Origin of the sequence: Cedecea neteri, assembly GCF_000758305.1 — a bacterium.
Classification (GTDB): Bacteria; Pseudomonadota; Gammaproteobacteria; order Enterobacterales; family Enterobacteriaceae; genus Cedecea; species Cedecea neteri_C.
Genome location: NZ_CP009458.1, coordinates 4,302,105 through 4,320,224 on the forward strand (window position 1 = coordinate 4,302,105; position 18,120 = coordinate 4,320,224).

Consider the following 18,120-nt stretch of genomic DNA (forward strand, 5'->3'; position numbering starts at 1 on the left):
ATTTGTGATCGCCGTCAGCCCGGCCGGACATTTGCCTTTTTCTACAGAGCGCGGGATTTCTATCGTAATGGCATGAAACCAGCCTGGAGATCGTCTGATGACGCCACATATTAACGCCAACCCCGGCGACTTTGCCGAAACCGTGATCATGCCCGGCGACCCGCTGCGCGCGCAGTACATCGCGCAGACGTATTTAACCGATGCAAAGCGCGTGTGCGACACCCGCAATATGTTCGGCTTTACCGGCTACTACAAAGGCAAGCGGCTTTCCGTAATGGCGCACGGGATGGGCATTCCGTCCGTTTCAATTTACGCCCATGAATTGATCAACGCGTTTGGCGTGAAGCAGCTTATTCGCATCGGCACCTGCGGGGCGGTGGATGAAAGCGTGGATATGCGTAACGTGATTGTCGCCACCGGCGCGGGCACCTCATCTTCGGTAAACCGCGACCGCTTTGGCGGCTACGACTACGCCGCCGTACCGGACTTTGACCTGCTGCGCCGCTGCTGGACGGCGGCCGAGCAACACAATATTCCGACCCAGTTCGGCAACACTTTTACCAACGACCTGTTGTACGACAAACCCGAAGGCATGCTCCCTGCCCTCAAAAAGATGAACATCCTTGCGGTGGAAATGGAAACCTCGGCGCTGTTCACCATCGCCGCGCAGTACCGCGCCAAAGCCCTGAGCCTGCTGACAGCCTGCGTAAGCAGCGTCACGGGGGAAGAGCCAACGGCAGAAGAACTACAAAACACGTTAGACAAAATGATTGAGCTCGCTTTAGAAACCGCACTTCTCTGCGATTGATTTCTCCCATAAGGGTTCTCCGATGACAAACTCTACACATCAGCCGGCCTCGGGCGGCATAAAAGTTGAAGCAAATGGCGTCAATGCCGTCCCGGAAGCGGAACGCTACGGCAAACCGGCCGGGCTGTTCCCGATCTGGTTTTCCTGGAACGTCTCTATTCTGGGGATGACCTATGGCATTTACGTTTACTCACTCGGCCTGAGCGTCTGGCAGTCGATCACCGCCGGAATCATCGGCTACCTGCTTTCCTGCTGCCTGGTCGGCGTGCTGGCGGTGGGCGGGCCAAGAACCGGCCTGCCTACGCTGACCCAGACCCGTTTCTGCTTCGGCTACCACGGCAATAAATTCCCGACGCTGTTCGCCTATATCTCCAACATGGGCTGGAAAATCACCATTATTACCCTCGCCTCGTCCACCGGCGCGGCGCTGTTTGCCAAACTCTGGCCTGCGGCGTTTGCGCTGGCAGACGGCAAACCTACGCTGGTGTGTATTCTCGGCTGGTTCATCGTCAGCCTGGTGCTGACCATGTCGGTCGCCATTTATGGCCACCAGTTAATCATGAAGGTGGAGAAATACATCGCCTGGCTGACCGGATTTATGAGCATCATCTTTATCTTCCTGATGCTGCCGCATATTCACTGGGAAAAGCTGGGCCAGAGCGCGGCGCACGGCGACCTGCTGACGTACATTGGCGGCGTGGTGATGGCGATGACAATGGTGGGCCTGGGCTTCCTGAACTACGGCGGCGACTTTGCACGCTATCTGCCGAAGAAAACCCAGGCTTCGAAGGTTATTTTCTGGACGACCACGGGGATTTCCCTGCCGGTGAGCATCCTGCTGGTGCTGGGCGCATTCCTCGCCGACAGCAACCCGGATCTGAGCGCGGCGGCGGCGCAGTCGCCTATCGCCTCGCTGACTAACCTGCTGCCGTTCTGGTTCTACGTGCCGTTCTCCATCGTGATTATCGTTTCGCTGCTGGCGGCGGCCATTACCGGCGTATACAGCTCCGGCCTTGCCCTGCTGGCGCTTGGCATTCCGGCCAGCCGCGCCACGACGACCACCCTGAACGCGGCTATCATCGGCTTCGGCGCGTTCTACCTGATGTTTATTTCCGATTCGTTCCTGGCGACGTTCCAGTCGTTCCTGGCTTCTATCTCCGTGGTGATTGGCTCCGCCGGAGCAATTCAGCTGATTGACTTCCTGCGCCAGAAACGCCTGGGCTGGGATGTGGCGATGGCGAATAAAGCGGGTTTTGGTGGCCGCGATGGACGCTGGACGGCGCTGCTTTCGCTGGGGATCGCGACGTTTGTGGGGCTCGGCACAATTACTTCCGGTGACCCGTACATCGCGCACGTGGTTGGCTTCCTGCTGACGGAAGAAACCCGCCACAGCGTCTTTGCGACGGCGAACCTGGGCGTTATCGTCTCGATGCTGACCGGGGGCGTATTGTATTCGCTGCTGACCTTCGGCCTGAAAATTGAGCTGCCGGGGATATCATCTGCACAAGCGGCATCAACCGTGCAGGGTAAAACCCAAAAAGCGCTGTAAGCCTAAAACAGACCCGCTAAGCGGGTCTGTTATTTTCCCACTCCTGCAAAAAGTCTATCAGTGCACGCACCTTCGCCGGAACATGCTTCGTGTTCGGGTAAACCGCATAAATCCCCTGCGACGGGAAACGGTATTCCGGCAGCAGATGCTGCAGCTCACCGCGCGCTATCGCACTGCGTACCAGCCATTCGGGCAATAAACCTACGCCGCAGCCCTGGACCACAAAAGCCATAAGCGCTGCCGCCGTGTCGGTCATAAAGCGGGCTGGCCCGATTATCGTTAACTCCCGCGTTTCCTGGTCTGGCCCAACAATCTGCCATTCTCTGGGGGTTGGCAGCCGACGATGAATGACCCATTCCGCTTCGGCCAGCGCCTCCAGGCTGCCGATCGGGTTACGCTCAAGCCACTGCGGCGCGGCAACCGCCACAATCTCGAACCGCTCTATCAACGCCGCGCGGTAGGATGAATCCACCAGCTTGCCCAGGCGAATAGCCACGTCAAACTGCCCGGAAATAAGATTTACCGGGGCAGATGAAGATTCGTGCCGGATAGTCAGCCCCGGATGCAGGCGACCAAATGCGCTGAGCGCCGGGATAATCTTCGCCTGGCCGTATTCCGGCGTGGTTGAAATACTCAGCTCGCCAGTAAATCCGCCGTGATGCCCCTGCACGTCCTCCACCAACGCTTCGCTCTCCCTTAATAGCTGCAGAGCGCGCTGGTAAAACACTTCCCCCGCCTGGGTTAACGCCACGCGCCGGGTGGAGCGCACCAGCAGCGAAACGCCAAGCTCCGCCTCAAGCTGACGAACGTTAAAACTGATCGCCGCTTTCGTTTGCTGCATAGACTGCGCGGCTGCGGTAAAACCCCCGGCCTCTACCACCGCAACAAACTGTGCCACCCGCTGCAAGTTAAGCATGCTAATTCGCCTGATTATCAAATTATTTTTGACAGTGTATCAGCCGGAACGGGATTTATCCGCCTCACAGAACCTGCTGAAATCGCCTTTTCTTTTTCACGAGAGCCGCCATGCCTTATCGCTACAGGGTTGCCGCCGTTTATCTGCTCGGTTTTTTTCTCGACTTAATCAATATGTTTATCTCCAACGTCGCCTGGCCTGAAATGGGGAGAGAGTTTCACGCGCCGGTGACCGAACTGGCGTGGATAAGCCACGGCTATCTTTGCGGCCTGACGCTGGTTATTCCGTGCAGCGCATGGCTGACCCAGCGGCTTGGGGCAAAGCGCCTGTTTATGCTTTCGCTCGCGCTTTTTACGCTGGGTACGCTGGCCTCCGGCCTTGCTTCTGGCCTGAATGCATTAGTCGCCGCACGTATTCTTCAGGGCGTGGGCGGCGGGCTGCTTATCCCCGTCGGCCAGGCGCTGACCTGGCAGCTTTTCGCGGTGCATGAGCGGGCCAGGCTTTCCTCGGCAATCATGCTGGTGGCGCTGCTGGCTCCGGCGCTTTCGCCAACGGCGGGTGGATTGCTGGTGGAAACTTTTGGCTGGCGCTGGATATTTCTCTCCAGCCTGCCGCTGGCGCTGCTGACGTTGGTTCTCGCGGGGCTTTGGCTAAAACCCGCAGAGCAACAAACTGCTCGCAGGCCGCTGGACGTTAAAGGGTTGATGCTGGGATCGGCGGGGTTGTTCGCTATTTTGCTGGGCGTCACGCAGGCCGGAAACCCGGCGGCACACGGAGCGGCATTAGCGTGGCTCGTCGCTGGCATGCTTATTCTTTGGCTTTTTATTCGCCGTAATGGCAAACATCCGACCCCGCTGTTCAGCCTGCCGCTGCTGGCAGATCCTCTGCTGCGTTACGCCATGCTGGTTTACCAGTGCATTCCGGGCATTTTTATGGGCACCAGCCTGGTCAGCATTGTCTATCTGCAAACGCAGCTGGGCCTGTCCGCCACGCAAACGGGGATGTTGATGCTGCCGTGGGCGATGGCCTCTTTTGTCGCGATTTCATTTACCGGCAAGATGTTTAATCGCCTCGGCCCTCGCCCGCTGATTGCGGCCGGGGGCGTATTTCAGGCCGCAGGAATTTTGCTGCTCACACAAATCAACGCCGGCGAGCAAGCCTCATGGCTGGTCGTCGCTTACGCGTTGATGGGTCTGGGAGGAAGTCTGTCCAGCAGCACGGCGCAGAGCACCGCTTTTATCTCCATCCCTTCAGAGGCGATGCCGGAAGCCAGCGCGCTGTGGAACATAAATCGCCAACTGAGTTTTTGCTTTGGCGTGGCGCTGCTCAGCCTGCTGCTGACCGTACTGCAGGCAATGATGCCCGTTCCTCAAGCTTATCTTTTTACTTTTAGTTTTGCCGCCGCCGGGACACTGACCCCGCTGGTTTACGCTTTACGGCTGAATAATCAGCACATTAAAAATCAATTGACCCAAAAGGAACGCTGAGCAATGAACATCTGGTTTAAAGAAGTGATTGAGGCCCACGTTGCCATTGAGCAATGGCTTGGCACGGACAAGGGGGAACTGGAAGCGCTGCTGGCGCGCTTTGCAAACGACTATTCTATGATCGCGCTGAGTGGAGCAAAGCTGGATTACCCGGCGCTTTGCAGCTTTTTCAGCACCAGCGGCGGGAGCCGTGAAGGGCTGGCTATTGAGGTCGATAGCCTCCAGTTACTGGACGAATGGTCGCAGGGTGCCGCCGTGCTTTACCGCGAAACGCAAACGCTGAACGGCTCCACCACCGTGCGCTGGTCGACCGTTATTTTCCGCCGCGAGGGCGAGAAAGCGTTATGGCGGCATTTGCAGGAAACCGGGCAGATTTAATATTTCTACTTTGAAGGGGATGCCGGGCTGGCTTCCCCTTGTGCAAAACTACAGCGTGAAATTAGCGTGGGTCACGCCCAACGCTTCCAGGCGGTGCTGAAGCTCGGCGGGGAGTGCATCAAACCATCTTTTTTCTTCACCAGGAAGCGGCAGAACATGTCCGTATTCCAGCATGTTGTCTGGTTCAATGTTGTTGAGGTAAATCCAGATATCTTCTGCCGCTACGTCCGTGATAGAGGCAATGTCTGTTTTAAGCGCCAACATAAGTTGCTGCAGCTGGGATTTTGTTCTTCCGGCACGGATATCTGCACGAACCCAAATATGCTCGCCCGCAGGCTCTCCGCCAAGATAACGAATTTTATCGTCGTCCTCTTCTATCACGACCTGCACAAACCAGGAAGGAGCGCCCGTGGCTTCGGTATGCCGCGCAGTGATGGCGTGGGCCAGCCGGTGTTTATCTACGTCTGAAACTCGATTTTTAGGAAGGTGACAATAATAGGTAGGCATTAGCGTACTCCAGGTTTTAAGGGCGAATTTTTGTACCGAACTCATCTGAAGCAACCAACTCCAGCAGGGAGAGCAGCGCCTGATGCTGCTCAGGCGTGAGCGCGTTTTCAAACCGCTTTTGCAGCTCCGTCCAAATCAAATGCGACTCTTCCAGCTTTGCCCTGCCCTTCTCGGTCAGCGTCACTCGCTTCAGGCGCTTGTCTTCTTCAGCAGGCGTTAGCGCGAGATAGCCGTCGCGGATCAGCGGTTTTATGTTGTGCGAGAGCGCGGTTTTATCCAGCACCAGCACTTCGGCGAGCAGTGTCATGGTTGGGGATTGCAGTTGGTCAACATGACGCAGAATCGTGCGTTGGGTGGTTTTCAGCCCGCAGGCCTGGAGGGCCTCATCGTAGATTTGGGAGATCCTTCGCGTGGCCTTGCGTAATGCCGTTGCATTGCAAGGAGGCGTGGTGTCGTCGTAAAAGCTGATGATTTTGTCGTTGAGCGTCATGGGATCGGCCATCTTCAAGGGATGGCGATAAGGGTGCGCCCATTAAGTTGCATATGCAACTATTATATTCTGCACCGGCCCTTAACGAAGAGAAATGGCAGCAGATATTGGCCGTCAGAAAGAAGGCGTCGCTGGTCAAAAGTGAGGACGGTGAACCCCCACATCATTAGAGGGCAATATTGAAGTGCGTACCGTCCGGCAGCTCGATATCCAGCTTTACCTTCCCGCCCGCCGCCTCAACGTAACGCTTGAGGGAAGAGAGCTTGATATCACGCCCTTTTTTTTCCATTTCGGCGACGGTGGGCTGCTTCACGCCCAGCTTCTGCGCCATCTCGTTCTGCGTTTTTCTGACTTTGTCGCGAAGTTCAGCCAGATGGATATTCAGCAGCATTTCGTCGGCCATAGCCTGCGCGGCGGCCACCACTTCAGGTTTTTCTTCGGCCATCCATTGTTCTAACGTTCGACCCATTCTATTTGCTCCTTTTCCGTTAACTGCTGTAAGTGCGCCCGAAACTCGTTATCTGCTAATGGCACCATGACGTCATAAAAGCGTTTCTCGTTCCCCACTTTATTTCCCGCACAGAGCAGGATGGCACAACGCTTTATATCAAAAGCGAAAAAGACCCTGAGTGGCTCGCCCCGGCACTGGATCCGCAACTCTTTCATATTGGCGTATTGCGATCCCTTCACCGTGTCGGCATGAGGCCTGCCAAGTATAGGCCCTCTCTCTTTAAGCAGTACAACCCCTGCCATAACGCAGGCTTTGGTCATGTCATCTGACGCCGTAACCCAGGCATCAAACGTATCCGTCATTTTTATCGACCACATGCGACATCCTTTTCAATATAGGTTAAATACTATATAGGCACAAGACTATATTGTGGATTGTCTGTGTAAAAATGAATCAGATCATGCCGCTGATTCAGAATGTTCGAGCTGGCTTCTGGTATTTTTTGACGTATGCGGGGAGTTGCAAAGTGAATGGAAAATGACTCGCAGATGAAAAAAATGGGCGAGATGGCCTCGCCCATTTTGAGTACAGCTTAAGCTTTTACGCGACTGGCAATAATGTCGTCGGCCACGTTGCGCGGCGCTTCAGCATAATGATGGAACTCCATGCTGTAGGTCGCCCTGCCCTGAGACATAGACCGCAGCGTAGTGGAATAACCAAACATTTCTGCCAGCGGGACATCCGCCCGAATAATCTGGCTGCCAAAACGTTCTTCCATGCCCTGCACCATGCCACGGCGGGAAGAGAGATCGCCCATAATGTTACCGGCGTAGTCTTCTGGCGTTTCCACTTCGACGTGCATGATAGGCTCCAGAATAACCGGATCCGCTTTGCGCACGGCGTCCTTGAAGCCGAAGATCGCCGCCATCCTGAACGCCATCTCCGAAGAGTCAACGTCATGGTAAGAGCCGAAGGTCAGCGTGGCTTTGACGTCCACCACCGGGTAACCGGCCAGTACACCGGTATTCATTGCCTCACGTAGCCCCTTTTCCACAGAAGGAATGAACTCGCGTGGCACTACGCCCCCTTTGGTGGCATCTTCAAACACAAAGCCTTTACCTGGCTCAAGCGGTTCGAGCGTCAACACCACATGACCATACTGACCTTTACCGCCTGACTGCCGCACAAATTTCCCTTCCACGTCTTTCGCCGTTTTGCGGATCGTTTCGCGGTAGGTGACCTGTGGCCGGCCAATGTTCGCTTCCACGCCAAACTCACGCTTCATGCGGTCGACGATAATTTCCAGATGAAGCTCGCCCATACCGGAAATAATTGTCTGCCCGGATTCCTCGTCCGTGTGCAGGTGGAAAGAGGGGTCTTCCGCCGCTAAACGCTGCAGCGCAATACCCATTCTCTCCTGGTCGGCCTTGGTCTTCGGCTCGATAGCGAGGGAAATCACCGGATCGGGGAATTCCATCCGCTCAAGCGTGATCACCGCATTCGGGTCGGTTAACGTGTCGCCGGTGGTCACATCTTTCAGCCCTACGCAGGCGGCTATATCGCCGGCACGAAGCTCGTCAACCTCATGGCGGTCGTTCGCATGCATCTGCACAATGCGCCCGATACGCTCCTTCTTGCCTTTCACCGGGTTGTAAACCGAATCGCCTTTTTTCAGCACGCCGGAGTAAACCCGGATAAAGGTCAACTGTCCGACATACGGGTCGGTCATCAGCTTGAAGGCCAACGCAGAGAAGGGTTCATCGTCACTGGGATGGCGTTCCGCGTGTTGCCCTTTTTCATCCACGCCGTCAATGGCAGGAATGTCGAGCGGAGACGGCATCAGCTCTACCACCGCATCGAGCATGCGCTGCACGCCTTTGTTTTTAAAGGCGCTGCCGCACAGCATTGGCTGAATTTCCCCGGAAATAGTGCGCTTACGCAGACCAGCAATGATATCCGCTTCGCTCAGATCGCCGGTTTCCAGGTATTTATCCATTAACTCATCATTGGCTTCTGCCGCAGCAGACACCATTTTTTCGCGCCACAATTGTGCCGTTGGCAGCAAATCTTCCGGCACCGCCGCATAGCTGAACGTCATGCCCTGAGTAGCATCGTCCCAAATGATGGCGCGCATTTTGATCAGATCCACCACACCGGTGAAGCTGTCTTCTGCGCCAACCGGGATTACGATAGGCACTGGATTAGCTTTCAGGCGATCAATCATCATCTGCACCACGCGGAAGAAATCAGCCCCCGGGCGGTCCATTTTGTTGACGAAGGCCAGCCGCGGCACATGGTATTTGTTCGCCTGCCGCCACACGGTTTCTGACTGCGGCTGTACGCCGCCCACGGAGTCGTAAACCATTACGGCGCCGTCCAGCACGCGCATGGATCGCTCCACCTCAATGGTGAAGTCCACGTGTCCCGGCGTGTCTATGATGTTGATACGGTGCGGCTCGAAACCGCGATCCATACCCGGCCAGAAGCAGCTCACCGCGGCGGACGTAATGGTAATACCGCGCTCTTGCTCCTGAGCCATCCAGTCTGTCGTTGCTGCGCCATCGTGAACTTCACCCAGTTTGTGGCTCATGCCGGTGTAAAACAAAATACGTTCGGTCGTGGTTGTTTTACCGGCATCAATATGGGCAGAAATACCAATGTTGCGATAGCGTTCGAGAGGGATGGGTCGGGGCATGATGTGTCCTTAGTCTTGTTGACTGTTAAGCGACGGCCACTATGGCCGCCAGATTTGTTCGTCATCAGGATAGTACAACTGTACGAGTATATTCGAACAATTTGAGCTATCGTTAATATCGATACATTCGAAGGGCATCAAGTTTGTTATAGTAGCCGGCCGCCGTGCCGTTACCGCCTACAGGAAGAGTATGATCGCCAACCACCCGGAACGAGAACAAATCCGCCTTGAAAATGTGCTTTTTGCACTGGGTAACCCTTTGCGGCTGGAGATCATCAGACAGCTTGCAGGAGGCGCTGAATTGACCTGCGGGGCTTTGCGTCAGGATGTGGCGAAGTCAACCATGACCCACCACTGGCGCGTTCTTCGCGATAGCGGCGTAATCTGGCAGCGCCCTCAGGGGCGTGAGAATTTGATTTCGTTAAGGCGTGAGGATCTGGATGCCCGGTTCCCCGGACTGCTGGAAACCTTACTGCGGGTAATGATGACCGAGGCATAAAAAAACCGCCCTGAAGGCGGTTTTTTTATCGCTGAAGTTATTCAGGCTTGGTGTCAGCAACTTTTTGCTCGCCCATCACTTTCAGCTTCTTAGAGATTTCGCGACGCTCTTTAGACAGCTCGGCATTTTTGATGATGTAGTCATCCACGCGGTCTTCGTAGTCGGTTTTCATGCTGGCGATGATGCCCTGCACCGCCTCGATGCTCATACCTGGCTTGATGTAATCGCTCAGGTTATCAAGCAGCAGCACACGCTTTTGGTTGTCACGGATCTTTTTCTCTACGTCCTGAATTTCGCGCTGCAGTTTGTTTTTACGACGGAACAGACGCACAAACTCCAGAACGTCCTGGAAGGTAGGTTTGATATTTTCCATTTTTACACCCCTGCTAAATTGGTACTCGGATTCGTTAAGACAACCGCCATAACCTTAGTAGTAGCGGTTGACGATTACAATTTTTTGTCAGTCTCACTAACGGGCTTGCCCTATCTTAACCTCAAATTCTGCTGAATCGAAACAAGCATTGTCATTTCTGTGCTTTACGCGCGCTATTTGCGCAGCGCCCGGCAAATAAGATGCGACAGCAGCTCAAGCTGGCGGGCGAGCTCAAGGCTGAGCCAGACGTAGCCGTGAATAGGCGTCTCCTGCAGCTGCCTGCCTTTGCCCTCTTCCATGAGCTGGCGTAGTTCAAAAACAATTTCGTTCAGTTTCTCGGTATTGGCTGAGATAGGCGAAGGGTTCCCTTCATACAGCGCCTTTGCAATGGCCGACAGCGTCCGCTGCGTCATTTGCTGCGTGTCGCGCAGCGTATGGGCGTTGATCATCACGAAATGACTTTCCCGCGTTGCCCAGTACGCGTTGATTTGCAGTTCAAGAGTGCAGACCATGTTGCGATTAATAGTTTGAATCGCCTCAAAGACTGACTTCTGAATACGGGTTTCTTTACCTGCGGGGCCAATCAGGGCGCGCATCTTAACCACGTCATTAAGGATTTTTTGCAGGGGCTTCTCCAGCCGTGGGCGCTCAACAAGGTTTGGCGAGAACCCTGCAGTATAAATTTTGCTGAATGCCTGCACGAAGGTCGCCATCTGGATACGCCAGTGGATAAACGCCCGCTGCGGGTAAACGCTGGTAAATAACATGGCCAGAAGCGAGCCGAAGATAACATCGCCGCTGCGCCATAGCGCAATCTCCATGTCCCCTGGTGGTGCACCAACAACTACGGAGAGCGTAATGCCGATAAGCAACGCCTGATAGGGACGTTTACCCAGCGCCAGATACCCGCACAGGAACATCGCCAACCCGCACCAGATGATCATCAACGGTAAGGAAAAAAGCTCCAGCTTGAGGGCTATCAGCCCGATGGCCGCGCCAAAAATAGTACCGCCAATACGCTGGAAGGCACGCGGAACCACGTTCCCCCAAAAGGAGATTGGGCCCATCACCACCACCAGCGTGATAAGCGGCCAGGTGCCTTCAGGGATGTTCAGCAGGCGAACCAGAACAAAGGTCAGCACAAAAGCAAGGGCGATGCGTATACCGTGGGCAACACGATAGTTGCGGTAAATACGGATCTCAAACGGGGTCAGTGATTTGTCGGGGCGCACACCCGGCTCTCCGAAAAGAAAAAAGAAATTGTACCCGTTTTTCCTACAAAGGAATCATATCGCCAGGTACAGCGGGGCGTTTACGCGGAATATTTCACATTTCTTTGCTGAATATCAGAAATGGGCGGCAGACTGCCGCCCGGATTCAATCCAGCTAGCGCAGCCAGGGCGTAACGGTCACGCCAACCAGCAGTCCTTCGGGACTGAGCAAACGTGACACCGTTTGCCCCCAGGGCTCGATACGGTTATCCACCAACATCTGGTAACCAGCCTGCTTTAGCACCTCTGTCGCCTGCCCGACATCTTCTACTTCAAATTCGACCCAGCTTTGGGGCGCGACAATGTGCTCTGGCCAGCCGTCAATGCCAAAGCAGGACTGTGCCGCCTGGGCGAGCGGCCATAGCGCAAAATGCTTCACGCCATCCAGCTCACCATGTTCCGTTGCCAGATACTCCTCGTTGCCTTCCATCGCTTTCAGCGGCAGGCCGAGCACCTGCTGATAAAACCCGGCACTTGCCGCCACGTCGCGCGTAACGGGGCCATATCCAGCGATGAATAACACGTTTAATCCTGCGATAGCTTCCGTCATAGTGAGCTCCTGTCAGACTTTAGCGACCGGAATATACATATCAATTTCCCATACGCCGGACGTCGAGCCGTCGTTGAGATAGATTTCGTAACAGGGTTTGCCGGTTAACTGATAGTCACCGTCAGCTTCTACCTGGTCAAAGAAGGTTTCCCAGGCTTCCTGGAACGCTTCATTTTTTACGATGGCATGCCCGATGGCGTACGTATCTGCCTCAATAGCCGTGATAATAACGCCTTCGCTGTTTTCCGGTAGTTTGAACTCTTCAGGCACGCCCAGCACCGTGTCCACGCGGAGCTTTTCTGGCGGAACAACATCTGGGTCGTCATAGTAAACGGCCAACCAGTCACCATGCAGGCTGTGGGTTTTCGCCCACATGGCCAGTTGCCCAAAACCTTGAGGAACCGTGGTTTCCCACGGCCCGACCAGATGAAAGCCGGCCACTTTACGCGCCGGAACATGCTGAACTTTGAATGTCATACTGCCTCCACGCTGATGAATAAATGCACTGTACATTTATACACTATCTTTTTTAAAGATGACGTACAAGCTGCCAGATTTGGGAGCTGCTTCGCAGGAAACAGAGACAAAAAAACCGCGCAAATCGCGCGGTTCATCAACAAGACAAAGGGTTAAAGCTTGCGGCTGATAAAGTCGCCGAGACGCGAAAACAGCCCACCCTTCTCCACCGGCGTGAGGTTCACTAACGGCCAGTGGGAGATAAGCTTGTCGCCATCAAACAGCTGGATCTCACCTACCTGCGTATTGGCTGCCAGCGGAGCCTCCATGTCCTGTTTGCTCAGCACATACTTTGCCTTGATGTTTGGCACTTCTGATTTAGGCAACGCAAGGAAGACGTCCTGATCCGGGCCCACATTGATATTGGCCTTGTCGCCGTACCAGATGTGCTCACTGCCGATAGGTTTGCCTTTTTGCAAGACCTGCACGGTGTCGAAGTTATCCTGCCCCCAGTGCAGCAGCTTGCGGGCCTGCTCTTCACGCCCTTTTGAGCTGAGGCCGCCCATAATCACCGCAATCAGGCGGCGCTGGCCGAGCACGCTGGAGGCAATAATATTAAACCCTGCTGTTTCGGTGTGCCCCGTTTTCAGGCCATCCACGTTCAGGGATTTATCCCACAGCAGGCCGTTGCGGTTTTGCTGGGTAATCCCGTTCCAGGTGAGACTGCGCTCGCTGTACATATGGTAGAACTGAGGTTCACCGTGAATGATAGCGCGGGACAGAACGGCAAGATCATAGGCGGAACTGTGCTGCCCCGGCGCGTCCAGACCGTGGACGGTTTCAAAATGAGTATCATGCAGGCCAAGCTGTTCGACATAGTGGTTCATCATGGCGACAAACTGTTTCTGCCCCCCAGCGACATAATCTGCCAGCGCAACGCAGGCATCATTGCCGGAATCGATGATCAATCCGCGGCTGAGATCGCGCACGGTCACCCGGTCGCCGGGTTTAATGAACATCAGCGATGAGCCGTCAAACACCGGGTTACCTTTTGCCCAGGCGTCTTTCCCCACCGTCACGATGTCGTCTGGGGTAATACGTTTACTGTCGATGGCGCGGTCAACGACATAGCCGGTCATCAGTTTCGTCAGGCTGGCCGGATTACGCTGGACGTGTTCATTGCCTGCGGTCAGCACCTGCCCGGTGGTGTAATCCATCAGTACCCATGCGCCGGCTTCTACCTGAGGCGGCTGCGGCTGATGGGGGAAAATATCATCAGCATAAGCAGCATTGACGGAAAGGGACAAAAAGCTCAGGGCAACAAGCAGGCGGGTTTTCAACGGAATTTCCTCAAAGACTTAATTTACAGCGGCTCGTTTTACGGGAGTTCTTGTTAATTTGCTTCTTTAAATTGCAAGAAAATATGACATTTCATATTTAGCAATAATAATGAATGATATTTGTACTAAATATATTCCCCCTGGCATCACACTGCGTTTATTCCGATATTCCATGTTTGCGTGACATTCTGATTGTGACAGCGTTGATTCATTTTTACTCTGACCGAAGAATACACGCATAAAGGTCATAGTATGGTGGATAGTAAACGCTGGTCTCCTGAGCTGGAGGGGCTGCGAGGCCTGGCCTCGCTTTGGGTTTTGCTCGGCCACATTTGCCTGCTGGTACAGTGCCGCATTCCCCTTCTTTACGACCCGGGGATGGGGGTCGATTTATTTATTTTGCTGTCCGGATATTTGATGGCAAAAAATTATCAGGAACGTAGGGAAAAAGAGCCGTGGAATAGCCCGGATACCTTTCGTAAATTCTGGCTACGCCGCTTCTTTCGCATCGCCCCGCTCTATTATCTGCTGCTGATCGTTGCGCTGATTTTTGGCAGCTGGTTTGGCGAAATGCGCGATATTATCGCCAGCGCCTGGCCAACGACCGCCACTGCAAGCAGCCGCTATGCCGACCACTCTGCCGTGAATATTATCAGCCATCTGACGTTTATTTTCGGCCTGTTACCCGCCTGGTCTTTCCGCACCGTGTTACCTGACTGGAGCATCGGGCTGGAGATGCAGTTTTACCTGCTGTTCCCGTTCATTATGCTGCTGGTGATGCGCTATGGCTTTGCGGTAAGCGCTACGCTGCTGATGGTGGTTTGCCTGGCGGCTCGCTGGCTCTTCCCGGACTATTTCAACGCCTTTCCGATGCCGTCGATGATTCTGATAAAGCTGCCGCTGTTTATCGCCGGAATGCTGATTTCCCACGCGGTAATGCAAAAAAATCTGCGCTATTGCGCGCTGGCGCTGCTCGCCCCGGTCATTGCCTGGCAGATGCACATCGCCGAAACCCATCTGCGGCTGGTGGCAGAGTGCGTGATGATTACCGGGATGACGCTGCTTCTCTGGCTGCCTGAAAAGGAAAATCGCCTGCACCGAATCACTGCGGCACCTCGCAAGCTGCTCACCTGCCGGTTTAGCCTGTTTCTGGGGGATGTCTCTTATTCGGTGTACCTACTGCACCTGATGATTGTCCTCCCCACCATCGGCCTGCTCGTCCGCTACACCGGTTTTGCCCATCAGCCTTCGCTGATTCGCTTCCTGATCGTCACGGCTATTGTGCTGCCTGCCGTCTGGCTGATTGCCGTCGCGCTTTACCGTACGGTAGAAAAACGCGGCATCGCGCTGGGTAAACATTTGCTTAGCGGGGCGAAAATGAAGTCCGAAAGGTCAGTCTCTTAAACGCGCTTTTCCTTCTGATGCGTGGACAGATGGTTTACCATTGAGTCTGATGATAACTAGCTCAATGGTAACCTCTGTGTCCGATTCCGCCTCACTTGCTACCTTTCTGTTTCACGATTACGAAACCTTCGGCAAAAGCCCTTCGCTGGACAGACCGGCCCAGTTTGCCGCGATTCGCACCGACAGCGAATTTAACGTTATTGGCGAACCAGAAGTGTTTTACTGCAAGCCTGCGGATGACTACCTGCCCCAGCCTGAAGCCGTTATGATAACCGGCATAACGCCCCAACAGGCGCTGGCGCGCGGTGAGAATGAAGCAGCCTTCGCGAAGCGTATTCACGACATCTTCACGGTGCCAAAGACCTGCGTAGTGGGCTACAACAACGTGCGCTTCGACGATGAAGTGACGCGGAATATCTTTTACCGTAACTTTTACGATCCGTATGCATGGAGCTGGCAGAACGACAATTCCCGTTGGGATTTGCTCGACGTGATGCGCGCTTGTTACGCCCTGCGCCCCGAAGGCATTGTCTGGCCGGAAAATGAGGACGGGTTGCCAAGCTTCCGCCTTGAGCACCTGACCAAAGCCAACGGCATTGAACACGCTAACGCACACGATGCGATGTCAGACGTTTATGCCACCATCGCAATGGCTCAGCTGGTGAAAACCCGCCAGCCGCGCCTGTTTGAGTATCTCTACAGCCATCGCTCAAAGCAGAAGTTACAGACGCTGATTGATATCCCGCAGATGAAGCCGCTGGTCCACGTGTCCGGCATGTTCGGCGCCCAGCGCGGCAATACCAGCTGGATAGCGCCGCTGGCCTGGCACCCGGACAACCGCAATGCGGTGATAATGGTGGACCTGGCCGGGGATATTTCTCCGCTGCTGGAGCTGGATGCCAACACCCTGCGTGAACGCCTGTACACACCCAAAGCTGAACTGGGGGATAACGCGGCGGTACCGATTAAGCTGGTGCACCTGAATAAATGCCCGGTGCTGGCCGTCGCCAACACCCTGCGTCCTGAGGATGCCGAACGCCTCGGCATCAACCGCCAACAATGCCTTGATAACCTGAAAGTACTGCGCGAACACCCGGAAGTGCGTGAGAAAGTGGTGGCAATGTTTGCCGAAGCCGAGCCGTTTGTGCCTTCCGATAACGTCGATGCTCAGCTTTACAACGGCTTCTTCAGCGATGCAGACCGCGCGGCAATGCGCATCGTGCTGCAAACCGACCCGCAGAATCTGCCGGCGCTGGATATCACCTTTGCCGATAAGCGCATCGAGAAGCTGCTGTTCAACTACCGTGCGCGCAACTGGCCGGGGACGTTAAGCGAAGATGAGCAGAACCGCTGGCTGCAGTATCGCCGGGACGTGCTTTCCCAGGAAGCCCTGCAGGCGTATGCCCTTGAGCTGGAAGCGCTGTATAACCAGCATGAAGGGGATAAAGAGAAAATGGCGCTGCTGAAAGCGCTGTTTGAATACGCCCAGTACCTGGTCGGTTAACCCTTTCGACAGACAAAAAAATGGCTCCCAGTGGGAGCCTTTTCTATTTCATCGAAGTCGATTAAGCGGCGTCTTCGTTGTACTGAGGTACCGGGTTACGGAAACTGCGGGTCACGCAGGCCAGATACACCAGGCCAATACCGCCCCAAATCAGGCCCAGAATCATCGAGCTTTCTTCCAGGTTGATCCACAGCGCGCCAACCGTCAGAGCACCACACACCGGCAGAACCAGGTAGTTAAAGTGGTCTTTCAGCGTTTTATTGCGCTTTTCGCGGATCCAGAACTGGGAGATAACCGACAGGTTTACGAAGGTGAACGCTACCAGCGCCCCAAAGTTAATCAACGCAGTGGCTGTCACCAGGTCGAAACGAATCGCTAACAGAGCAATGGCCCCAACCAGCAGCACGTTCCATGCCGGGGTACGCCATTTCGGATGAATGTAACCGAAGAAGCGAGTCGGGAACACGCCATCACGCCCCATCACGTACATCAGGCGAGAAACGCCCGCATGTGCAGCCATACCTGAAGCCAGAACGGTCACGCTGGAGAAGATCAGCACGCCCCACTGGAAGGTTTTACCGGCCACATACAGCATGATTTCAGGCTGAGATGCGTCTGGATCTTTAAAGCGAGAAATGTCCGGGAAGTACAGTTGCAGGAAGTAAGAAGCAACAATGAATACCATCCCACCAATTAAAGCAGTCAGGAAGATCGCTTTTGGAATCACGCGCTCGGCATCTTTTGTCTCTTCAGACAGAGAAGATATCCCATCAAAGCCCAGGAACGAGAAGCACAGGATAGTTGCACCGGTAATCATCGGCACAACGTGTGCATCACCGGACCAGAACGGGCGAGAACTCGCCAGCGTTGCTGCGCCTTCACCGTGATAAACCCCATAAACAATCATGCCGACGATGACGGAGACGATCCCCATCTGCAGCACCACAATCAGGGTGTTGAAATTAGCTACTGTTTTGATGCTGCGCAGGTTAGAGATGGTCATAAAGGCCACCAGTGCAACAACAAATATCCACGACGGCACGCTTGGCACCAGCGCTTCAAAGTAAATTTTTGCCAGCAGAATGTTGATCATCGGCATGAACAGATAGTCCAGCAGCGACGACCAGCCAACCATGAACCCAACGGTAGGGTTGATAGATTTCTGTGCGTAGGTATAGGCGGAGCCCGCAGACGGGAAACGACGCACCAGCTTGCCGTAGCTCAGCGCGGTGAACAGAATCGCCACCAGAGCAAAGGCATAAGCCGTCGGCACATGGCCATCGGTCATCCCGGAAACAATACCGAAAGTATCAAACAAGGTCATCGGCTGCATGTAGGCAAGGCCCATCATGACTACCGGAACCAGCGTCAGGGTCTTACGCAGACCTGGGCGGGTGTTTGCACCTGCGGTGACGTTAAGCGACATGGTTGTTTCCCTCAGT

At 54.7% G+C, this 18,120-nt stretch carries 19 protein-coding genes; 7 read left to right on the top strand and 12 right to left on the bottom strand.

Annotation, left to right across the window (positions count from 1 at the left end; all coding sequences use genetic code 11):
- Positions 1 to 94 precede the first annotated feature (94 nt).
- Both deoD and LH23_RS20025 read left to right on the top strand, forming a co-directional pair.
- Positions 95 to 808 carry a purine-nucleoside phosphorylase gene (gene deoD, locus LH23_RS20020; RefSeq protein ID WP_231560197.1) on the top strand — a complete coding sequence of 238 codons (714 nt, stop codon included), beginning with the start codon at positions 95 to 97 and terminating at the stop codon, positions 806 to 808.
- Positions 809 to 830: 22 nt separating this feature from the next.
- Entirely contained in the window at positions 831 to 2,357 is a 1,527-nt protein-coding gene (locus tag LH23_RS20025) for a purine-cytosine permease family protein (protein ID WP_052050384.1), read from the top strand.
- Positions 2,358 to 2,373: 16 nt separating this feature from the next.
- Here LH23_RS20025 and LH23_RS20030 read toward each other — a convergent pair whose 3' ends face one another.
- Positions 2,374 to 3,273 carry a LysR family transcriptional regulator gene (locus LH23_RS20030; protein WP_039295038.1) on the bottom strand — a complete coding sequence of 300 codons (900 nt, stop codon included), beginning with the start codon at positions 3,271 to 3,273 and terminating at the stop codon, positions 2,374 to 2,376.
- 110 nt (positions 3,274 to 3,383) lie between these two features.
- Between LH23_RS20030 and LH23_RS20035 the strand changes: the two genes are divergently transcribed.
- Positions 3,384 to 4,760 carry an MFS transporter gene (locus tag LH23_RS20035; protein ID WP_039295041.1) on the top strand — a complete coding sequence of 459 codons (1,377 nt, stop codon included), beginning with the start codon at positions 3,384 to 3,386 and terminating at the stop codon, positions 4,758 to 4,760.
- 3 nt (positions 4,761 to 4,763) lie between these two features.
- Positions 4,764 to 5,138, top strand: a complete 375-nt coding sequence (locus LH23_RS20040; RefSeq protein WP_039295044.1) for a hypothetical protein — start codon at positions 4,764 to 4,766, stop codon at positions 5,136 to 5,138.
- A gap of 48 nt (positions 5,139 to 5,186) precedes the next feature.
- On the opposite strand, the gene LH23_RS20045 is transcribed toward LH23_RS20040, so the two are convergent.
- The 5 genes from LH23_RS20045 to fusA form a co-directional block, all read right to left on the bottom strand.
- Positions 5,187 to 5,645: a tautomerase family protein gene (locus tag LH23_RS20045; protein WP_039295047.1), complete on the bottom strand. Its 459-nt coding sequence runs from the start codon at positions 5,643 to 5,645 to the stop codon at positions 5,187 to 5,189.
- Between the two features lie 16 nt (positions 5,646 to 5,661).
- The gene (locus LH23_RS20050; protein ID WP_052050387.1) at positions 5,662 to 6,135 is read right to left on the bottom strand and encodes a MarR family winged helix-turn-helix transcriptional regulator; all 474 of its coding nucleotides are present in this window, start codon (positions 6,133 to 6,135) and stop codon (positions 5,662 to 5,664) included.
- A 166-nt stretch (positions 6,136 to 6,301) separates the two neighbouring features.
- Entirely contained in the window at positions 6,302 to 6,604 is a 303-nt protein-coding gene (locus LH23_RS20055; RefSeq protein ID WP_039295050.1) for a helix-turn-helix domain-containing protein, read from the bottom strand.
- A complete protein-coding gene (locus LH23_RS20060) occupies positions 6,589 to 6,963 on the bottom strand; it encodes a type II toxin-antitoxin system RelE/ParE family toxin (protein WP_039295053.1) in 375 nt (124 codons plus the stop codon). The genes LH23_RS20055 and LH23_RS20060 overlap by 16 nt, the downstream gene beginning before the upstream one ends.
- Before the next feature lie 215 nt (positions 6,964 to 7,178).
- Entirely contained in the window at positions 7,179 to 9,281 is a 2,103-nt protein-coding gene (gene fusA, locus LH23_RS20065; RefSeq protein ID WP_039295056.1) for an elongation factor G, read from the bottom strand.
- Between the two features lie 190 nt (positions 9,282 to 9,471).
- Between fusA and LH23_RS20070 the strand changes: the two genes are divergently transcribed.
- Positions 9,472 to 9,780, top strand: coding sequence for an ArsR/SmtB family transcription factor (locus LH23_RS20070; RefSeq protein ID WP_039295059.1), 309 nt, complete (start codon positions 9,472 to 9,474; stop codon positions 9,778 to 9,780).
- A 37-nt stretch (positions 9,781 to 9,817) separates the two neighbouring features.
- Here the strand turns inward: LH23_RS20070 and LH23_RS20075 are convergent, their stop codons facing one another.
- From LH23_RS20075 to dacD, 5 genes are all read right to left on the bottom strand, one after another.
- Complete coding sequence (locus tag LH23_RS20075) at positions 9,818 to 10,153, bottom strand: DUF496 family protein (RefSeq protein ID WP_039295064.1); 336 nt, start codon at positions 10,151 to 10,153, stop codon at positions 9,818 to 9,820.
- Between the two features lie 173 nt (positions 10,154 to 10,326).
- On the bottom strand, positions 10,327 to 11,385 hold the full coding sequence (locus LH23_RS20080; RefSeq protein ID WP_039295067.1) for an FUSC family protein: 1,059 nt from the start codon (positions 11,383 to 11,385) through the stop codon (positions 10,327 to 10,329).
- 154 nt (positions 11,386 to 11,539) lie between these two features.
- Positions 11,540 to 11,974, bottom strand: coding sequence for a VOC family protein (locus tag LH23_RS20085; RefSeq protein ID WP_039295070.1), 435 nt, complete (start codon positions 11,972 to 11,974; stop codon positions 11,540 to 11,542).
- A 12-nt stretch (positions 11,975 to 11,986) separates the two neighbouring features.
- Positions 11,987 to 12,451, bottom strand: a complete 465-nt coding sequence (sbmC, locus tag LH23_RS20090) for a DNA gyrase inhibitor SbmC (RefSeq protein ID WP_039295073.1) — start codon at positions 12,449 to 12,451, stop codon at positions 11,987 to 11,989.
- A gap of 152 nt (positions 12,452 to 12,603) precedes the next feature.
- Positions 12,604 to 13,770, bottom strand: a complete 1,167-nt coding sequence (dacD, locus tag LH23_RS20095) for a serine-type D-Ala-D-Ala carboxypeptidase DacD (protein WP_039295076.1) — start codon at positions 13,768 to 13,770, stop codon at positions 12,604 to 12,606.
- 252 nt (positions 13,771 to 14,022) lie between these two features.
- Here dacD and LH23_RS20100 point away from each other — a divergent pair, with 252 nt between their 5' ends.
- Together LH23_RS20100 and sbcB are read left to right on the top strand one after the other, a co-directional pair.
- The gene (locus tag LH23_RS20100) at positions 14,023 to 15,174 is read left to right on the top strand and encodes an acyltransferase family protein (protein WP_039295079.1); all 1,152 of its coding nucleotides are present in this window, start codon (positions 14,023 to 14,025) and stop codon (positions 15,172 to 15,174) included.
- Positions 15,175 to 15,250: 76 nt separating this feature from the next.
- Positions 15,251 to 16,678: an exodeoxyribonuclease I gene (sbcB, locus tag LH23_RS20105; protein ID WP_039297022.1), complete on the top strand. Its 1,428-nt coding sequence runs from the start codon at positions 15,251 to 15,253 to the stop codon at positions 16,676 to 16,678.
- Positions 16,679 to 16,739: 61 nt separating this feature from the next.
- Here the strand turns inward: sbcB and LH23_RS20110 are convergent, their stop codons facing one another.
- Entirely contained in the window at positions 16,740 to 18,104 is a 1,365-nt protein-coding gene (locus LH23_RS20110) for an APC family permease (RefSeq protein ID WP_039295082.1), read from the bottom strand.
- Positions 18,105 to 18,120 lie beyond the last annotated feature (16 nt).